Origin of the sequence: Myroides sp. (assembly GCF_032073645.1) — a bacterium.
Taxonomy (GTDB): domain Bacteria; phylum Bacteroidota; class Bacteroidia; order Flavobacteriales; family Flavobacteriaceae; genus Flavobacterium; species Flavobacterium odoratimimum.
This window is the reverse complement of the sequence record NZ_DAMANB010000035.1, coordinates 1-19,398: the sequence shown is the minus strand read 5'-3', so window position 1 is coordinate 19,398 and position 19,398 is coordinate 1. Positions and strand designations below refer to the sequence as shown.

Genomic DNA, 19,398 nt, shown 5'->3' with positions numbered 1-19,398 from the left:
TCATCGAGTAATTCATTTTGAGTCCCCTTTTTTGATGTGTTTTGCTCTTTCATTATATATTAGGATTAAAGATTAGTAATACGTAAAAACTCACTTGCAAACTCCGATAAATTAGTAGCCTTCATAAGACTGGTATCCGCAGGAAGTAAACTTGATCTAAATACATATCTGCCTGTAGCTTCTGTTTCTTTTCTAAAGCGTTTGCTGTCTTTGATCCTCGCCTTCATAATAGGAAGTTTCAATTGTTTAATCACAGCCTCATAGTTATTATATAGCTCCGTTTTTTCTCTTCCATCCACTTGATTCCAAAAAAGCCAGAGCTGTTGTTTAATGGAGTTCTCTTTACTTTTTGGTAATTCCGCAAAAGCTTTAGTAAAACCTAACGTGCTCTCTACAACTAATCGATCTGCGATAATTGGACTAAAGATGTAATTCATTTGATTTAAGGTGGATAATACTCCTTTAGTGTTAGCTGTTCCTGGTAAATCAAAAAATACCACATCAAAAGTTTGATCTAATTCTTGCATAGTAGTCTCAGCAACTTCTAAGGCATCTTCAACCTTGCACTTGACAATCAAGTAAGCTTTTCTTTTTAATGTTTGAAACTGCCTAATAGCAATTTGTTTGTAATATTCATTTTGCATGATACTATCTTTATCACGCTCTCTCATATTAACTAAACTGTTCTGAGGAAAATCACAATCCATAACAAGAACATTATAACCTAGCCTATAATGCAAGAGACTTGCTAAGAGAATGGTTAAGGTTGATTTACCCACTCCGCCTTTTTGAGTATAAAAGCTAATTTTTAAAGGTTGTTTTACTGTTTCCATATTGTACATTTTTAATGGTTTAGGTTTTACATTATGGATAGTTGTAAGTTTTAGATCGTTTAAAACATAGCGTTTTGTTTTTACTAAGTAATACTTGATTCACTGTTTCGTTACAGTAATATTGTAAACCTTGTTTTAAATAAGCAATATTTATCAATTAACTGAGCTTATTCAAAATGATACCTCTTACTTTACAAAAACAATTTTTACTTTAAGCTTTAGCTTCTTCGTTTTTTTACAACCTTGTAAACAGGTTCTTTTAAAAAGCATAAACTGTAAAAAATGTTTTATCGTTTTCAAACTTTACTCTTTTAATTTTTTACTGAAAAATCATTTTAAAAAAGCTTTAAAGCGCTATTTAAAAGACAATTGCAAAACTTACTTTACTATCTTACGACAAAGAAAGTATATATACAGATTGAAAACTTTAAATGGAATTTTATGGTTGTACTTGGCACTTTAGTGTCAAATAGTGGGTGATTTACTAATGTGAAATCACTATATATTTTACTTTGTAAAATTGATAGATTTAGTTACCGAAAAGTAACAGCAAGTTATGTTTTGAGGCACTCGAAATTGAGATTCGAGCTTTCAAAACGACTTGCTCTTGCAGAGGGCAGGAAAACTACTCCGAAGTCGTTGTTTTTGGTTGAAATAGTAGATAGACTCAAAAAAATGAGGAGTTTACGGATTTCCGTAACATCAATAATGTTTATTCTGATATATTTGTCTAATTTACCTTTTTAATAAGGTACAATAAATAAAATTTAATTTTATAATGAAAATAAGTTTTCTAAAAGCTTTTAATGGAGATTCAATATGGATTTCTTTTCTTGAAAAGGATATACCGAAAAATATTCTTATTGACGGAGGTGTTGGGAACACTTACAAAAATAAATCAAACGTAAAGGGTGATCTGTATAAAATAATTGAAAAGATTCGAGTAGACAGACAATTCATAGACCTTCTTATTTTAACCCATTTTGATGATGATCATATTGGCGGAATTTTGCGATGGCTAAATAAAGACAAAGAAGCATCTAAACTTATTAAAAAAGTTTGGTTTAACTCAGGAAAAGAAATAGCTAAGAAGTTTGAAAGTGATGAAAGTGAAGATTTAGATATTGAAATAGTTGACGGAGCAGACGATTTTCACACAAGTCCCAAACAAGGAATTAAGTTTGAAAAATATCTTAGAGATAATAATTTATGGGAGGGTGAAATTATTGAGCAAGGTTCAGAGTATGATTTATTTGGTTTGAAATTTAAAATTTTATCACCAAACAACGAGAAACTAGATAAGCTGTTAAAATTATATGAGAAACAAAAGGATTATTTTACTAGTGGTGATGAATTTGATTTCCAAACATCTTTAAAAGATTTTATTGAAGAAGAAAATCAGCCCAATTTTCAATTCAAAGAAGATACAAGTGTTGCAAATGGAAGTTCTATCGCTTTTATAATGGAATACGAAGACAAAAATTACATTTTCTTAGCTGATGCCCATCCTTCTGTAATAATCGAAGGACTGAATATTTTCGGCTACAATAAGGAAAATCCTTTAAATGTTGAATTTATGAAAGTATCACATCACGGAAGTATGTATAATACTAACAAAGAACTTTTGGAAATTGTAAAAACCGATAATTACCTAATAAGTTCAAATGCAACAAAACATGGACTACCAAATAAAAGAACAATAGCTAGAATTATCAATAATAATACAAATACTGTAATACACTTTAATTACGATTTAACTGATAGAGTTTTCTTAAAAGAAGATTGGAATGACTTCTTAATATTTAAAACTAAAGTAACTAATGAATTTACTTATTAATGGACGAAAATGATTTAAAAAGATATACAGTTATTTTAGGCGGTGGTAGTGGAATATTATTTCAACCTTTGGATGAAACAATAACTTATATACTTACTGCTAAACATGTTTTATATAAGGATGTAAAAGATGGAAGAGGTCAAAAGATTGGTGAAGAATTGATTGAGAAAATTAACTTTAGTTATTCTAATGATCAAAGTACTTCTATAGAATTTGAAATTAAAAAAGATGAAAATTATTTTGAACATGATGTAGCTGATGCGGCAATATTAGTATTAAAAGAAAATTTAGGCTTTAATCAAATTTTTGTTGATGAGAGAGCAACTGGCTTTGATGGTTTTAGTTTAACAGGATATCCTGCAATTAAACGTTTAGCGAATGATAAGTACGATAGACAAGTTATTAATACTTTAATAAGTTCTAATACGGATTTGATATCGTTAAGGCTTTTTATTGATCATTTAGATCATAGTCAAATTACGGGATTCTCTGGAGGTGGAATCATTAAAACTAATGGAGATAGTTTATTACTTGTAGGAATTCAAAGTAAAACACCAATAGGTGATTGTCATGGAGAAATACAAGTTGTACCAATAAAAAGATTTGAAGAGATAGTTGATGTTTATGATTTATCAAAATTAGTACCTAGTTATTTATCAAATATTGAACTCCTGATAAATTCAATAATTGGTTATAATGAAACTCTACCTGCATTAAAACCTAAATTACAAATTGCAATTAGAAAACAGTTTGAACAAGTTAGATGCGCATTGAATAGTATTTATTCAAGTAATTATGTAAAAAAGTTATCAACTTCGGTAACAGGAATAAAAAGTAAGCGTTTTTGGACTTCATTTCTTGAATATGCCTTAATAATTAGTCTTCTCGAAGTAGATGGAGTAGATGAAGATGTATTGTCTAAAATGAACTTAACTAAGAAATTTATATTCTCTGACTCTTCTAAAGATATCTATGATTTGTATAGCGAGGTGCTATTATTTGCTTCTGAAAACATCAGTGATAATTGTCAAGTTTTGTTAGCAACTAATCAAATTCCAAACTCTCCTAATAGAAGAAGAATGCTAGCTAGTGAAGTCAATCTTGACGTAAGTAATGTAATAGATATAGAAACTATTGACAGGGTTCAAACAAGCTCTAAAATAAAGGAAATAATACACCTAAAAGCGATTGAGTTTGACTGTATTAATTCAAATGAAAATACTTTGAACCAATTCTCAATACAACAATTTGAAGATATTTTAACGGAAATAAAGCGTCTTGTATATGAATTTTTTAACAATTGAAATAAGTAACCCAGATTTTGAAATTGAAAATTGCAAAATCTATCACTATAGAAATGAGGATGACTTCAGAATAAATGTATTCTTTCTGAAAGCTAACAGTGATATAATAGATAAGAATTGGAAACGATTTTCAAATATAGTTGCTGCCAATTATCAAACTTCAGAATATATGTCGAATAAAGAGTTTGATCGATGGAATTTCTATATCGTTTACATGTCAAAAGACAAAGTCTCTAAAGAGCTACAGAACAAAATTGAGAATGATAAATTTTCAAGTAGAAAGATTGTTGAAGATTCTTACAACAATGTATTTAATGATGATGAGGCAAATCGTTTAATAATAAAACATATTACCAATGCAGATTTAAAAGAAATCGTTGAAGAAACTCTAGAGGTTGCTATCTCAGAATACATTCCTAAAAATGGAAATCTGTGGAAATTATTATTAGATGAAGAAAAACTTATTGGTGACAGGAAAGCTCAAGAAGCATTCGTAAAAAAAATAAATACATTATGAAAATTAAGAGTGTAAAAATTACTGGTTTCAGAGCATTCGAAAAAGAAGAAGATGCTACTTTTGATTTTACAAAAGGTAATGAAATAATGAATTTCGCTTCCATATATGCCCCAAATGGTTTTGGTAAAACATCTTTCTATGATGCTGTTGAATGGGGAATTACTCATAAAATTCAACGTTTCGATAGGATGGTTGATTTTGAAAGAATACGAAAAGAAAATGTGGCTCCTTTATTATTAAATAAAGCGTCTAAATCTGGTCAAGTTTTAGTAGAAACCAATTTAAAACCTTTCGAAAATGTCATTAATAAACGTAAAAAATATGATTATAAAGCAATAGCTGAAAATGAATATTTTCAAAAACAATTTTTATCACAAGATTTAATTGATGCTTTTCTTAAGGAGGAAAAAGCTGATAAACGTTATGAAGCCTTCTTAGAAATTGACGAGAATTTAAAAAAATATGATTCAGCATATAAGAAGATAATCCGTCTATTAGAATATATAAAAGATGAAAGAAAAAATTTAGTTGATAAGAAAAGTAAAGAAGAAGCCAAATACCAAACTGAAATTGATTTTGAACAAGAATTTAAAAAGTTTGATGAAATTAATACTATAATTGCTTCGCTTAACAAAGAAGATGAAAACATAAATCTTATTGATCAAAATACATTCAATCAAACTTCTTATGATAATATATCTAGGAATATTGATGTTCGATTGTTATCTCTGGAAGAAGAATTAACTAAGGTTAAATTACGTATCAATACAATAATATTAGCGAGAGATGGGGATAAATCTGAAGATAGTAAATTAAATGGTGGAGTTTTATCTTACTTTGAAAATAGAAGTAAAATTTTAAATTTAGATAAGCAAATTCAAGAATTAAATAAGATAATAAAATGGTTTGAGGAACAAGAAAAGATGAATAGTGAAGCCAGTGTTATTGATGCAAATTTAAAAATTCAGCAAAATAAATTGGCTAAAGCTCTTAATATTGAAAATCAGTTTGAAACATTTCTTAATATACAAAAAGAGATAGATAGTTTACAGAAGAATATTACAGATTTTAAAGATGAACTACTTCGCATTGAACGTGAGAAACTTAATACTGAAAAGAATAAAAATGAAGCAATTATAAAATTTAATGAATTAAAGAGTTCTCTTGAGAATAATCGTTCTAAACTAAATAATATACCTATTCAACAAAAACAGTTAGAGTCAACTTCTAAGATTATTGTTGATTTACAAAAAACTATCAATGATTTATCAACATCAATTAATATAGAAGAGAAGAAATACAATGATTTAAAGATAATTTTAGACGAATTTGGCTATTACGAACATAAGATCAACGATGATATTGAACTTTTGTTGGAATTTAAATTATTTGGCGAACATAAGATGTTAGTTACTCATTACATAAACGAGAAACAAAATCTAGAGCATTTAAAAAAGGATATTCAAGAAATTCAATTTAAAATAGATAATCAAAACCAGTTACATAAAGAGCTAAATGATTTTATTAAATCAGGACTAGAATTGGTAAACAAATCGCAAAGTTCAGATTGTCCTTTATGTAATCACAATTATGACACATTTGAAAAACTATCTGAGAATATCTTATCTAATAAGTTGCTAAATAGTCAGTTGAAAATATACCTAGAAAAAAAGGTTGAGACAGAGTCAAAAATAAGTAAGTTAGTATTACAGCTTTCTATTGATAAAGAAAACATCGAAAAGCTTTTTTCTTCAATCAAACAGCCTTATTTATCGGATTATAGAAATGTAAAAAATGTAATAGATAAATTAAGTTTAGAGAGAAAGATTAATTCTGAGAAATTGAATAATTACCAATCGATCTTAAGCGACATTATTTTATTATTAGGAGATTCCAAGACATTTGAAGAATTATTAGTAATAATACAAAATGATATATTAAAAACAGACAACCAAATATTAGAGGTATCTGGTAAAATGAAAAAAAATGATGAAACATTATTAGAGAAAGAAGCTTTAATTAAATCAACTAAAGAAAAAATAGAAATTTCTGAACAAAACCTTTTAAAACATCAATATTCAAATGAGTATAAGGTAGTTCGAGAGTATTTTATTGAGGAATTGAACTCTAATAATATTGAGAAATCAATATTATTAGATCGCATATCTAATATTCACAAGACTCTAAACAATTTAATAAACAAAAAAACAAGTATAAATAAATATTTAGAAGAGTTACAATTACAACTATCTAATCACACTTTAGGTAAGGATGAATACATCAAAAAAAATCACCAAGTAAATGATGCTAAAAGTTCAATATTGAGGATTTATGAAAGTTACGAAAATTATATTCAATCAGATTTTAATATAATCCTAAGGGATAAAGAGAAATCTCAAATCGAAAAAGCATTTATAGATTTAGTAAGCAGACAGAAGCAAATAGAGAATCAAACTGAAACGAAAATTGAAAAATACAAAATAGTTCGAATCTTAAATGATGCTTGTATCAAGGCAACTGAATCTAAAAAGATAAAGGATGAAATTAAAGAAATAACTATTAGCTTACAAAATTTAGGTAGTTCTGAAGAAGTTTTGAATGAAGAAAAAGAAAATCTAAAATTCTACCTGAAAGGTACGATTGAAGCCTATTTCTATACACCTTTAATTAATGCTATTTATAGAAAAATAGATCCTCATCCAGATTATAAGTCTATTGAATTTGAGTGTGATTTTGGAGAAAATAAACCTCGATTACAAATCTATACGAAAGATAGTAAAGGCATAAAAAGTATCCCCTCATTATATTTCAGTACTGCACAGGTGAATATTCTTAGCTTGAGTATATTCTTGGCAAGAGCTTTAAAAACAACAGATGATAAAGGTAATTCTGTAGATTGCATTTTTATTGATGACCCTATTCAATCGATGGATAGTATAAATATTTTATCATTTATAGATTTGTTTAGAGGTATTACTTTGTCTCTAGATAAACAATTAATAGTGTCGACTCATGAAGAGAACTTTCATCTCCTATTGAAGAAAAAAATACCTGATGAACTTTTTAAATCAACGTTTATAGAGTTTGAGACTTTTGGAAAATTAAAACCTGTTTAGAAAGAACTAGCAGTTTTTTATTCACCTAATATTTATATAGTTATAGGCATTATTAAATTTATTGTTTATTTTTACAGTAATAATTTGAAATATTCTAATCATAGTTAAAAACTTTCGTAATAAGGTGCTTACGACAATTCAAAAAAGTGAACATCCCTATTTATAAAGCATACGAAGTAAAAGAGGCTAACCCTCTTTCTCCACAACATAATTAGAATAATTACCTTATAAAGGTTTCAAAACAAAACAAAAGCCTGTAAATTTAATGAGTTTACAGGCTTTTATATTTGACTTAGATAGTTATTTGTTTTAAAAGTGCTCATAATATGAATATCTAATTAGGTGCGCTGTCTCAGAAAGATCTTTTTTTTCTTCTTTTGATCCTTTTCTCAAAACTCAACTCTTCATAATCTATCTCTTGGTTATTGTTTAAAAGATTAAACAATGATAAAAACTCATCATTATTAAAATTGGTAGTATCAGAATATAAATGCTCAAACATTGGATGTAACTCGTCTGATTCATTAGTATTAGCCTGTTGAGAAGGTATTAAAATTGAACGAGGATAATCTTCTATACTACTCCATTTTTGATTCAGTGTATTAGCAGATAACTCTTTACTTAAATCAGAGCCTTTATAGACACTTTTTAAGTTATGGTCGATAAATGGGTATTCCGGTCTAAACTGAACAGGTAATTCCGGTCTAAACTGAACAGGTGATTCCGGTCTAAACTGAACAGGTGATTCCGGTGCAAACTGAACAGATGATTCCGGTGCAAACTGAACAGTTCTGAGCTTAGTTTTTTAGTGTAAATTGTGATTAAAAATCACAAAGTTATGGCTAATAAACCTATCTCAACGACCATGATAAAAAGTATCATTAAGATGAAAATCAAAGAAATTTCTAATTCTAGAATCGCATCTAGTTTAGGAATTTCAAGAACTACATTGATTAAATATGTAGATAATATCTGTAAATCAGGGCTTAGTTTTGGTGAATTAGACAAATTAAGTGAAAAAGATTTAGCAGATTTATTCCATACTCCTAATCTGCTGACAGAAATCAAAAACGATAAGGTTACTACAGATCTACTAGAGTATTTTCCCTATGTAGATAGAATGTTACCACAAGTAGGTTTTACAAGGTTAATACTATGGGAGCAATACAAAGAGAAATACCCTGAAGGGGTCCAATATAGTAGGTTTTGTGAGGCTTATAGTAATTGGTGTGCTCAAGGAAAAGGTTATGTACCTATTGAGCATAAAGCAGGTGAAAAGCTATTCATTGACTATGCTGGCAAAAAATTAGAAATTGTATGCCCACAAACAGGAAATATTAGTAAAGTAGAAGTTTTTGTAGCCACTCTAGGCGCTAGTCAATATACTTATGTAGAGGCTTGTGCAAGTCAAAAAGCCCCTGATTTTATAAAAAGTATTGAAAATGCATTACACTATTTTGGTGGTGTACCTAATTGTATTGTACCAGATAACCTAAAGTCAGCAGTAATTAAACCACACCGTATTGAACCGGAATTAAATCAGCAACTATTAAAATTTGCCATGCATTATGATACCACTATAATGCCTGCTAGGGTTAGAAAACCTAAGGACAAATCTCCAGTGGAAATGGCAGTTAATATTACCTATAGCCGAATCTACACCAAACTACATGGTCAGATATTTTTCAGTATAAATCAGCTAAACACAGCTATTAAAAAACTTTTAAAGCCTTACAATGACTATCCTTTTCAGAAGAAACAAAGCAGCCGAACAGAGATGTTCTTGGATTTTGAAAAACAAGCTCTTAAAGCTTTACCAATCGATTTATATCCAATTAAAACTTATAAAACAGCTACTGTATTAAAAAACTATCACGTTGATTTTAGAGAGGACAAACACCACTACAGTGTTCCATATCAGTACTTAGGAAAGAAAGTAACTCTTATTGTAGATCAAAATATTGTTGAAATCTATCATAACTATCAACGCATTGCTGTTCATCCTCGTAATAGGAGAACTAGTGGATACTCAACCTTAAAGGAGCATTTACCGCCAAAAAGTCAATATAATGCAGGTTGGAGTGAAGAGTATTTTATTAGTTGGGCCAATAAAATAGGCCCTGAAACAAAAGCTTTTATTGGGAAAATACTGCACAAACAAACCTTTGTAGAACAGAGCTTTAAATCATGTATAGCTGTTTTGTCCTTTGCTAGTAAAGTAGGAAATTCTAGACTAAACTTAGCTTGTAAACGAGCGTTAGCTTATGAACATATAAGCTATAAGGCTATTGAAAATATTTTAAAAAACGGATTAGATCAACAGGAATTAGAACAAAACTTACAAGCTATACCCCAACATGAGAATATCAGAGGGAATAATTATTTTAACTAAATCTTTATGTTTATGAATGTTAATGCAACAATTGAAAAAATGCAAAAACTTAGGCTTAATGGTATGAAAAGAGCCTATGAATCATCCTTAGAAACTAAAGCTATAGACTCTTTTACCAATGACGAGTTTATAGCCTGGTTAGTTGAGGCAGAAGATAACCAAAGAAATAATGATAAGACTCAGCGGCTTATAAAAAATGCTAGATTCCACTATCAAGCTAGTTTACAAGAGGTAAAGTTTACTGCTGAGAGAAACTTAGATAAAAATACTTTTATAAGATTATCTGATTGTAGTTTTATTGATCGAAATCAAAATATCATTATTACTGGTTGTACTGGAACAGGGAAAAGCTACTTAGCTACTGCACTAGGCTTCCAAAGCTGTGTAGCTGGTTATAAAGTAAAATACTACAATTTAGGTAAATTATTACATCGTTTGGCTATGACTAAAGCTGATGGTAGTTATTTAAAAGAATTGCTAAAATTAAGCGTCACTGATGTACTTATTTTAGATGATTTTGGATTACAACCCATTACTGGTGATAAGCAACTTATACTAATGGATATTATTGAGGATCGTAATCATCATAAAACAACTATCTTTTGCTCACAATTACCTGTAAAAGCATGGCATGATTTATTTTCAGAAAAAACAATTGCAGATGCGTTTTTAGATAGAATAATTCACTCTGCTATTCGCTTTGAATTAGAAGGAGAATCTCTCAGAAAAATAATCAAAAAATAATAACTCTTTTTAGCTATATTTATACTACTAAAAAACAAGGCGAAGAACTGTCCACTTTCACACTGGAATACACTGTTCACTTTCACACCGGAATAGGCTGTTCACTTTCAGTGGAATATTCAACTAAAGAATACTTTATTCTATTTAATGTATTACAGATAGTAGGCTGTATAGTACTGTATAATGTACAAGCGCTATGCATTGTTTTTCCTGTTCGCTTTTTACAAGGAATGTTATTTGCTAGTACAGTTAATCTATCTATTTCTACATTATATGTCCGTTTAGATAGTTCTAAAGCTAGGGAGATTAGCTTCTCGTGCTTCTACGGTATTTTGATTTGTGCAACACCCTTTAATCAATTAATTACTTCAGATTTAGTTGATCAGTACGATTATTCCTTTTTGTATAAGATAGCTTCTTTTTCTTTTATACCAGGGTTAATATTAATTATGCTGACTATGCGCTTTGTACGTCTCCAGCGTAAGTTGCCATTGTATAGCTTAGATTGGGAGAGCTTTGTGTTATTTGCTGTAGTGGTAGTACTGTTCGGATATCTTACTATTTATGGGCAACAGTATTATTGGTTTGCTGATCGCGATATTCGTTTAATAGGATTGACGATCTTGATTACCTTATTCTTCTTTGTATGGAGACAAAAGCATCTGAAGAGACCTTATATTAATTGGCATGTATGGAAGTACCGCAACTTTAAGATAGGGTTATTCTTATTGTTTATTCTTTATATCTGTCGTTTTGCATCAGGGATTACAAATACACATTTTATTAACTCACTTCATTTAGACCCGAGACACCTTTCTTATCTAAATAGCTTTAATCTAATAGGACTTGTGACAGGAGTGATACTTGCATGTGTTTGGTTGATTAATCGTCGCCCTATGCGCTTTATATGGAGTCTAGGATTTATTGCGCTGTTTTTGTTTCACGTGGGGATGTATATGCAGTTTGCCCCTAGTGCTAATCCAGATGATTATTATCTTCTTTTGTTTTGTCAAGGTTTAGGAGTAGGAGTGTTAATGGTGCCTATTATAGTTTATTGTGTTACTTCAGTACCTGTATCACTTAGTGCTTCTGCAGCAGCTGTATGTTTAGGTGTACGCTACTTTGGTTATACATGTAGTATAGCGATTATGAATTATTATAGTTTGTACAGTTCTAATCGTCATTTAAGTCGTTTCTCAGATTATTTAAATATAGCTAATCCTATACTAGAGACTAAGCTTACTCAGAATACTATGAAGTTAAAAAGTAGAGGTATGCCCAGTTCTATAGCTGAGAAAGCAAGTGAAAAGATAATGTTATCTGATCTTAGCAAACAAATTGGGTATTTCGGTCAGACCGTGCCACTCATTTCGGTCAAATGGTGCCACTTTGAAAAGTCTTACAATAATACAAAAAAAGTTACATCAAACTTTAAAAGTTTGTCTTTCTCATGGAATCACCGTTAAGTTCAATTCTATGAGAAGAGTTTACGATACGATCTAAAACTGCGTCGGCTATAGTGTTTTCTCCAATTAGAGGATACCATGCAGATACTGGTATTTGAGAAGATAAAATGATTGATGCTCGATTATATCTTTGATCAACGATATCAAAGAGTACTTCTCTAATAAGATTATCAAAGGGTTGTAATCCAAAATCATCAAGAATAAGTAAGTCACATTTGAGTACTCTCTTCATTTCCCTTTGGTAAGTACCATCTATTTTACTTGATTTAAGTAAGTTAAAAAGATTAGCTGTATTAAAATACAGTACTTTATGTTCCATTAAACAAGCTTGATATCCTAGTGCTTGTGCTAAATAACTCTTACCAACACCACTGGCTCCAGTTATAATAATGTTCTGTTTTTTAAGCATAAAATCTAATGTTGCTAATCGACTAAACATATTCTTATCTAAGTCTCTATGATGGGTGTAGTTGATATCGGCTATACTAGCATTTTGCCTAAAATTAGCTTGTTTGATTAGTCTTTCTACTTTTCTATTCTGTCTGTTTTCATATTCGTGATCAGTTAATAATGCAATGTATTCATCTATAGTAAAGGATGTTGTAGTATTGTCCTTTAGGTGTCTGCTGTGCAGTGTCGCCATATCGTTTAATCGCATAGCTTTTAGTTTTTCGATTGTTTGATTGTTATCCATATAATTGATTATTAATGTTTATTGATAAGAAGAAGCTCCTCTGATGTTATTATGCGAAGGGATGTGAGGAGTATCGGCATTGAGTTCTTGTATAGTTTCTTGGTTTAGATCCATCTTGTTTTTAAGGATGTTTTTGATATGGTGATAAGTAGCTATATTCTCTTTTAAAGCAAGTTCACAAGCTTTGTCAAGTCTATGTGAACCGTAACCTCGATGTAGTTGTATAATCCCTAAAACTCGTTTATAACCTATCTCTGGATACTCAACATTATCCAGTGTTTTTTCAACACACTTAACCACATTCTCACCAAGTGTTTTAGCTTGCTTTTTAAAGTATTCTGGGCTCCAACTCGAGTAAAACTGATGTGTACTAGATAAGTGCTCTTTCTCAGTGGTATATACTCCTTTTGCAAAACTTCTTTTATGTGATGCTATACGCAAATGATTGTAATAAACTTCTACCGTAGTATTGGTGTAATGAATAGTGGTTTGATGTCCTATATAGCGATATGGGACACTGTAGTAGCTCTTATCAGGAGAAAAATATACATAGCCTATCTTTTGAACTTTAGCTCTTGTATAATCCTTGATTTGATAATTACTACTTGGTAAAGGTTTAAGGTATTGTCTTTCTATAGATTGATAAAGTTCTATACGACTTGCTTCTTTGCGTTGAAAAAGAAGATGATTATAATGAGTTAGTCTATTTTGTATCTCTTGGTTTAGTTCTTCTAAGCTAAAGAATGTCATTTCCCTAATGGGATAAGATATTCTTTGATATACTAGATGAACTGCATTTTCTACAAGAGCTTTATCTTGTGGAGAGTAGGCTCTAGTAGGGTTTATGACACATCCGTAATGCGAAGCAAAATCTTTAAAGCTTCTATTTATTTCTGCTTCGTACTTACTAGAACGTGATACAGCGGATTTTAGATTGTCTGATACAATAGCTGAAGGGACTCCTCCATAAAAACTAAGTGCATTAACACAACACATTATTAAATCTTCTTTTTTCTGGCTTTTGCAGACTTGTACATAAGTGTACTGGCTATGAGGTAAAATAGCCACAAATACTTCTACAGGTGTTATTTCACCAGTACTTTTATCAACATAAGAGAGCTTCTTACCTGCAAAGTCAATATACATTTCTTTACCAGGTTTATGTTCTAATTTCATAGAACCTTTTATCTCTTTATACTTTCGATTATAGTGTTCCATAAACTGAGTATAGCTATAAGGGTTTACTACTGTATCAGCGTATTGACTATAATGATATAAAAAGGTAAAACCTGGATGATTACGAGCTTTATTAACTGTTTCAAAATACAACATAAGCTCATTATGACGTTGTGTATCAACAGTTGTATAACTTGAAAAAAGCTCTGATAATTCAGATATTTCAAACGATAACAATTGCTCTAATGAATAATCACTAGCAGCAAATAATTGCATATAGGTATTAATGGTGTTGCGGGAAATACCCAACGTATTGGCTATTTTTCGGTTGCTATAGCCATCTAAATGCAAGGTAATAATTTGTTTTAAGTCCATTGGATCAAGTTTATTAGCCATCTCTTATCGTTTTATAAACAACAAGATAGATGTAATTAACTTTCCAAAGTGGCGCGGTTTGAACCGAAATAACTTAACGAGTTATTTTAAGTGGCACAAATCAAACCGGAAATTGGCACCATTCGAAACGGAATAGTGGCACGGTTTGACCGAAATAGGTGGCACAAGTACTCCGAAATCACTGGCACTAATCGAAACGTAATATCCACAAATAGAGTTGAGGTATGCAATGGATTATTTCGAGATACTTAGTTTACTTTTATTAGTGATTATAATCTTAGTACTCTTCACGCCTTATTTAAGTAAAACATGGGTTTACTTAAAATCAAAAAGTGTTTCACCCTTTTAGTTTTATATTTTTTTTCAAAAAAGTAGGAGAGTCGTCTAGTACTCTTCTGCTTTTTAGTTATGGTCAAAAAAAAAATCCTAAGCGTTAACTTAGGATTTTTTTGTACTCCCGAAGGGACAAATATCGAACAATTTTATTGAAGATGTCGAACGTTTTCAGGAATTATTTCAGGAATGAGATTAAATGTAAAAACCTACATCTTGATTTAGGATGTAGGTTTTTTATTTAAGTTTATAATTGGAGAAAGAGGGTTAGCCTCTTTTAATTTGTATGCTTTATAAATAGGGATGTTCACTTTTTAAATTGCGGTTAGCACCTTATTCGGAAAGTTATAAACTATGATTGAAATTGTTTTAATACTGATATAAAGAAAAAATAATTTATCTTATCTTATCTGTCCTGTTTAGTATAAGCCTTTTTCACAGTTTGTTTATTAGGTCTTTAAAATACCCATAATCTTTGTCTATTAATATTCGTCTGTCAAGATAGCAATTGAATTTTTCGCAAGAGGTTTCGGGTAATAATGTACAACTGAAACAAGCTGAAAGATTCAAGTTTGCTACACCTTGTCCGTGTGTGTGGTAACAAATTGGGTCTGTTGCACAATCAATTGCGCGAATCATTGAAGATTCAATTAGTTTTCCAATTTTATTGTCATCACAAATTGATGTTATTCCACCATAACTTCCTTCTGAACCCGCAATTGTGTATATCAAAACTCCATTCATTTCAAGCTCTTCGTCAATGTAAAGTCGTTCTTGAATGGAAGTTGATGGATAACCACACAAATACTCTAATTCTTTGATGATTAAATGTGAAAAAGTATGTATTAAAACATATTTCGGATTTAACTCAAAATCTTCATTAAAGTTGGATTCAAAATGTTTTTGATTTCCGATAAGAATTTCAATTCGCTCTTTTATTTTAGAATAGTTTTTAATCCAATCATTTAGAACTTCATTGTTAAACTCAAAGAAAATTCCTTCTCCAAAACTTTCAATTGCTGGTAAGTACTTTGTTGTTTTTCCAAAAGTTGAAGTAAACTTTTTTACAATACTTTCTTTTGTTATTTTTTCAGTATCTTCATCTTCCAAAATCAAACTTGATGAAAGAGGTTCTTGTCGTGTAAAAGAAGTTTGAACAGAAGTGATTTTTATTTTATCCATTTTGAAAATAGACTTTATCAAATCATTTTGAAAAAACGAATTGTCAATTTTGTTGAAAATGAGTTTGTCTTCAACTCTTTCGCTGTCTTTTTCTGTAATGAATTTGTACTCATCAAATCTGTATTGATTTTCAGTTTTGGCAATTTCAAGTTCTCGTTCGCTAAAATTGTTGTCAATCAATTTTTGAATAATTGTAGCATCAATTTCTATGTTTTTGTAGCGTTTTAAATTTCTTGAAATTGTTTGTGAATTGCTTCCGTCTTCGTGTTCTTCTCTAATTAAATTGAGTGAATGTTCATTTAACTCGTCATTTGCAGGAATGTAAATACTTGACAAAATATTTGGATAATAAACGCTATTACTTGAACGTATAACAGGTTTAAACAAAATATCTGTTTCTTTTGTATTGGGTAATAATTCTTGAATTTTCACTCTTAAATTGAACAAACCTGAAAGCGTTGTAAAGTTTAATTGCTCTCCGTTTTTTCTTTTTGCAATTATCCAAATACCTTTTAAATCGTCTAACTTGTCAGAAGTTATATATTCAAAAATTGCATCTTCTGGAACTTGAATATTGCCAAGTGTAATAATACCTTCTTCGCTTACAGTTTCAGTAGATTCTTTTTTATCGTCTTTTTTCTTGTTTAAAAACATTGCCCATTTATCCCAAGGAATATCAGCAATTTCTCCATTAGGAGATGTTAAAACAAAACGAACTTGTTCTAAATCATAGAATTTTCTTTTCTTTTCTCGGTTTTGAACATAACAACTATAACATTTTGGCGGATATAAATTTTCTTTGTGTTCCGAATTAACGTTATTTTCCCAATTATTTTTCCAATGGTCAATTCTATCAAAACGATTACAATTATTACAATAAAACCATTCGGGAAAATATTTTGCAGATAAAAAGGCGAATTGATTCTCGGGCTTAAAACCTTGCTTTAATTCATTAACAGGGATTTTTACTAAGTGTTCCAATTGTTGAAAATATCTGCTCAAACGGTTTTTGAAGCGTTTATCAAAGATAAAATTATGTTCTTCAAATTTTCCATTTATCTTATCGAAAAAGGGCCATTCATTAAAATTATCAATCAATATAGAACCATCTCTTGTTTCTATAATAGAACCAACACCACCATAAGAACTAATGGCTTTTCTTGTTTGTATTTGCTCAAATTGTCCCATTACTTATTTATTATTTTTACAATGCTATTAGTATCTATTTCTCGCATTGACATCATTAAACTCCAATCATCTAAATCGGACATTTTTTTGATCAGAACTTTATAAGTTAAATCACCTTCTTTTGTTGTCCATTTTTCAGATAAAACTTCCAATTTTTCCAAAGCATAATCAAGTTGTTTTTTATTTTTGATACGTTCAGAAATAAATATTTTAAGTTCCTTGTAATTTCCTGTAAAATCTTTTGCTCGTTTGTCTGGATATAATCCTTGCTTGTGTCGGACAAAACAAACCAATAAACTTGCTAAAACTTTGTCTAATGCAATTTCGGTAAATGGTGTAACACTTAAAGGTTCAACGAATTTGTAATAAGCATTGTTGAACGGAACGTAATTTTCAAAATACGATTTATCTCTTGAACGATTAGCATCCAATAAATTGATTACAATTCCTTTGTCTTTTCGTCCAACACGACTAGATGCTTGAATGTATTCAGCAACATTTTTAGGTTGTCCGTTCATTAACATCACATTTAGTCGCTCAATGTCAATACCAACCGAAAACATATTTGAAGCCAAAACTAAATCTACCGAATTCTGAACGAAAGCGTAACCGTCTTTTGCGACCAAACTAAACGGCATTTCTAACTCGTTTAAGAGCTTTTTGATAGAATTACTTTCAATTCTACTTGTCAATTCTTTTGTTCTTCCTGCAAGTCCGAAATAATTAAAACCATACACTTTTTTTGACAGTTGATAGCGATTGTGTAAGAGTTTCAAGAAGTCTGAAATTTCTGCAGGAACTTTATTGTAAATCTTTCCAACATCACGTAAACTATTGTAGAATGAAACAATCGTCCAAAAATTATCTTCTCTGCTAATTGCTTCTTCTTGCGTTAAACTTTCTTTTACTCTGTAATACTTGAACAATTCAATTCTTGCCAAAAGCAAATTTCCTAAAATACGTATTTGCGAATTTAAAGCTGTTTTTCCTGTTGGCATAAAACCAATATGTTTTCGTTTGCTTTCAGTTGAAACATAAGAAAAGAAATTATCATCATAAGTTACTCCCATTGGTGGAAAAACATTCAATTCTCTATTTCCATAGAGCATTGCAACTTGTTGTTCGGTGTTTCTTGTTGTTGCTGTTGAAGTAATGATTTTTGGCTTTCTTTTTCCTTTTGTAGCGAGTAATTCAACGATTGATTCATACAAACCTGTGATTGAACCCAAAGGACCACTTAACAAGTGTAATTCATCTTGAATAATTAAATCAGGGGGTGATTTTTTATCGTCTAATGAATTGAAAAGATGATGTCCTTCTTCTCTGTGTGAGAGCATCGCAAATTTATCAACTGTTGCGAAAAGCAATGTTGGTGGATTTTGATAAATTTTATCGTCCACAAAATAAATTGGTAATTCTAGATTAAAAGCACATTCTGAATTTAAGCAATTGGTCGAGAAAATATTGTTTGTTGCTTTGTAACCCAAATCAAATTTTCCTAAACTATTTTGCGACACTAAATTACAACCGCACCACGAACAACTTGTAATTGGAAAAGTATTTGCTTTACGATAATCTCCTACTTTTTTGTTATTCAGTTTTGTTATTTCGTCAAATGTTTTTTTGAATATTGTTTGAGCATCTTTATATGAATTTGGTGTTGTAGAAGCTCCAACCCACATTCCAATTGAAATTTTGTTTTCTCCAAAAAAGTATTCTTCGTTTGGTTTAAAAAATCTTCTCAAAAAGTCTAACGAAAGAATCAATTTTGTTGCACGTTCAAATTGTTGTGCAGTCAGCAAACGCAATGTATAACGCATAATCACAGAAACTCCGTCCGAATCTTTTCCGTATAAAATTCTTCTGCTAATTATCGTGAATGCTGTAATTGCTAAATACGCTTCTGTTTTACCGCCACCTGTCGGAAACCAAAGCAAATCAACAACGTTGTTTCTGTCGTCAGAATTTTCGTTGATTATTGATTCAAGATTCAACAAGAAAAACGCTAATTGAAAAGGTCTGTAATTAGGTTTGAATGTGTGATTTTTGAAAAAGTCTAAATCATTGTATTTAAAGTTTTCATCAATTTCAGACAGTTCAATTCCTTTCTTTCCAAACAAATCTTTGTTTGAGATTAGCATTTGAATATACATTGCTGTATTTGAGGGAGTGTAACACAAACTGTGTCAGTCTCCATTTCCTAGCTTTTGGGCTTAAGCC

Annotated in this window: 12 protein-coding genes; 7 read left to right on the top strand and 5 right to left on the bottom strand. The window is 30.2% G+C overall.

Annotated features, from left to right (window positions below):
- Positions 1-65: 65 nt before the first annotated feature.
- Positions 66-833, bottom strand: coding sequence for a ParA family protein (locus RT228_RS17385; protein ID WP_313139107.1), 768 nt, complete (start codon positions 831-833; stop codon positions 66-68).
- A gap of 778 nt (positions 834-1,611) precedes the next feature.
- On the opposite strand from RT228_RS17385, the gene RT228_RS17380 reads away from it, so the two are divergent.
- The 7 genes from RT228_RS17380 to RT228_RS17350 all read left to right on the top strand — a co-directional run bounded on the left by RT228_RS17380 (position 1,612) and on the right by RT228_RS17350 (position 12,209).
- Positions 1,612-2,670 carry a ComEC/Rec2 family competence protein gene (locus RT228_RS17380; protein WP_313139105.1) on the top strand — a complete coding sequence of 353 codons (1,059 nt, stop codon included), beginning with the start codon at positions 1,612-1,614 and terminating at the stop codon, positions 2,668-2,670.
- Entirely contained in the window at positions 2,670-3,974 is a 1,305-nt protein-coding gene (locus tag RT228_RS17375) for an ABC-three component system protein (protein ID WP_313139103.1), read from the top strand. The genes RT228_RS17380 and RT228_RS17375 overlap by 1 nt, the downstream gene beginning before the upstream one ends.
- Positions 3,955-4,491 (top strand): ABC-three component system middle component 1, encoded by a 537-nt coding sequence (locus RT228_RS17370; protein WP_313139101.1) that lies wholly within the window; start codon positions 3,955-3,957, stop codon positions 4,489-4,491. The genes RT228_RS17375 and RT228_RS17370 overlap by 20 nt, the downstream gene beginning before the upstream one ends.
- Positions 4,488-7,607 carry an AAA family ATPase gene (locus RT228_RS17365; RefSeq protein ID WP_313139100.1) on the top strand — a complete coding sequence of 1,040 codons (3,120 nt, stop codon included), beginning with the start codon at positions 4,488-4,490 and terminating at the stop codon, positions 7,605-7,607. The genes RT228_RS17370 and RT228_RS17365 overlap by 4 nt, the downstream gene beginning before the upstream one ends.
- 838 nt (positions 7,608-8,445) lie before the next feature.
- Positions 8,446-9,999, top strand: coding sequence for an IS21 family transposase (gene istA, locus RT228_RS17360; RefSeq protein WP_038988475.1), 1,554 nt, complete (start codon positions 8,446-8,448; stop codon positions 9,997-9,999).
- Between the two features lie 12 nt (positions 10,000-10,011).
- Positions 10,012-10,743: an IS21-like element helper ATPase IstB gene (istB, locus tag RT228_RS17355; RefSeq protein ID WP_258204726.1), complete on the top strand. Its 732-nt coding sequence runs from the start codon at positions 10,012-10,014 to the stop codon at positions 10,741-10,743.
- 110 nt (positions 10,744-10,853) lie between these two features.
- The gene (locus RT228_RS17350) at positions 10,854-12,209 is read left to right on the top strand and encodes a beta-carotene 15,15'-monooxygenase (RefSeq protein ID WP_313139098.1); all 1,356 of its coding nucleotides are present in this window, start codon (positions 10,854-10,856) and stop codon (positions 12,207-12,209) included.
- On the opposite strand, the gene istB (RT228_RS17345) is transcribed toward RT228_RS17350, so the two are convergent.
- The 4 genes from istB (RT228_RS17345) to RT228_RS17330 form a co-directional block, all read right to left on the bottom strand.
- Positions 12,175-12,903 carry an IS21-like element helper ATPase IstB gene (gene istB, locus RT228_RS17345; protein WP_253114148.1) on the bottom strand — a complete coding sequence of 243 codons (729 nt, stop codon included), beginning with the start codon at positions 12,901-12,903 and terminating at the stop codon, positions 12,175-12,177. The genes RT228_RS17350 and istB (RT228_RS17345) overlap by 35 nt on opposite strands.
- A gap of 18 nt (positions 12,904-12,921) precedes the next feature.
- Entirely contained in the window at positions 12,922-14,475 is a 1,554-nt protein-coding gene (istA, locus tag RT228_RS17340) for an IS21 family transposase (RefSeq protein WP_313139095.1), read from the bottom strand.
- A 768-nt stretch (positions 14,476-15,243) separates the two neighbouring features.
- Positions 15,244-17,178, bottom strand: coding sequence for a DUF1998 domain-containing protein (gene drmB / locus RT228_RS17335; RefSeq protein ID WP_286386446.1), 1,935 nt, complete (start codon positions 17,176-17,178; stop codon positions 15,244-15,246).
- Positions 17,178-19,331 carry a helicase-related protein gene (locus tag RT228_RS17330; RefSeq protein WP_313139090.1) on the bottom strand — a complete coding sequence of 718 codons (2,154 nt, stop codon included), beginning with the start codon at positions 19,329-19,331 and terminating at the stop codon, positions 17,178-17,180. Before RT228_RS17330 ends, drmB begins: the two co-directional genes overlap by 1 nt.
- Positions 19,332-19,398 lie beyond the last annotated feature (67 nt).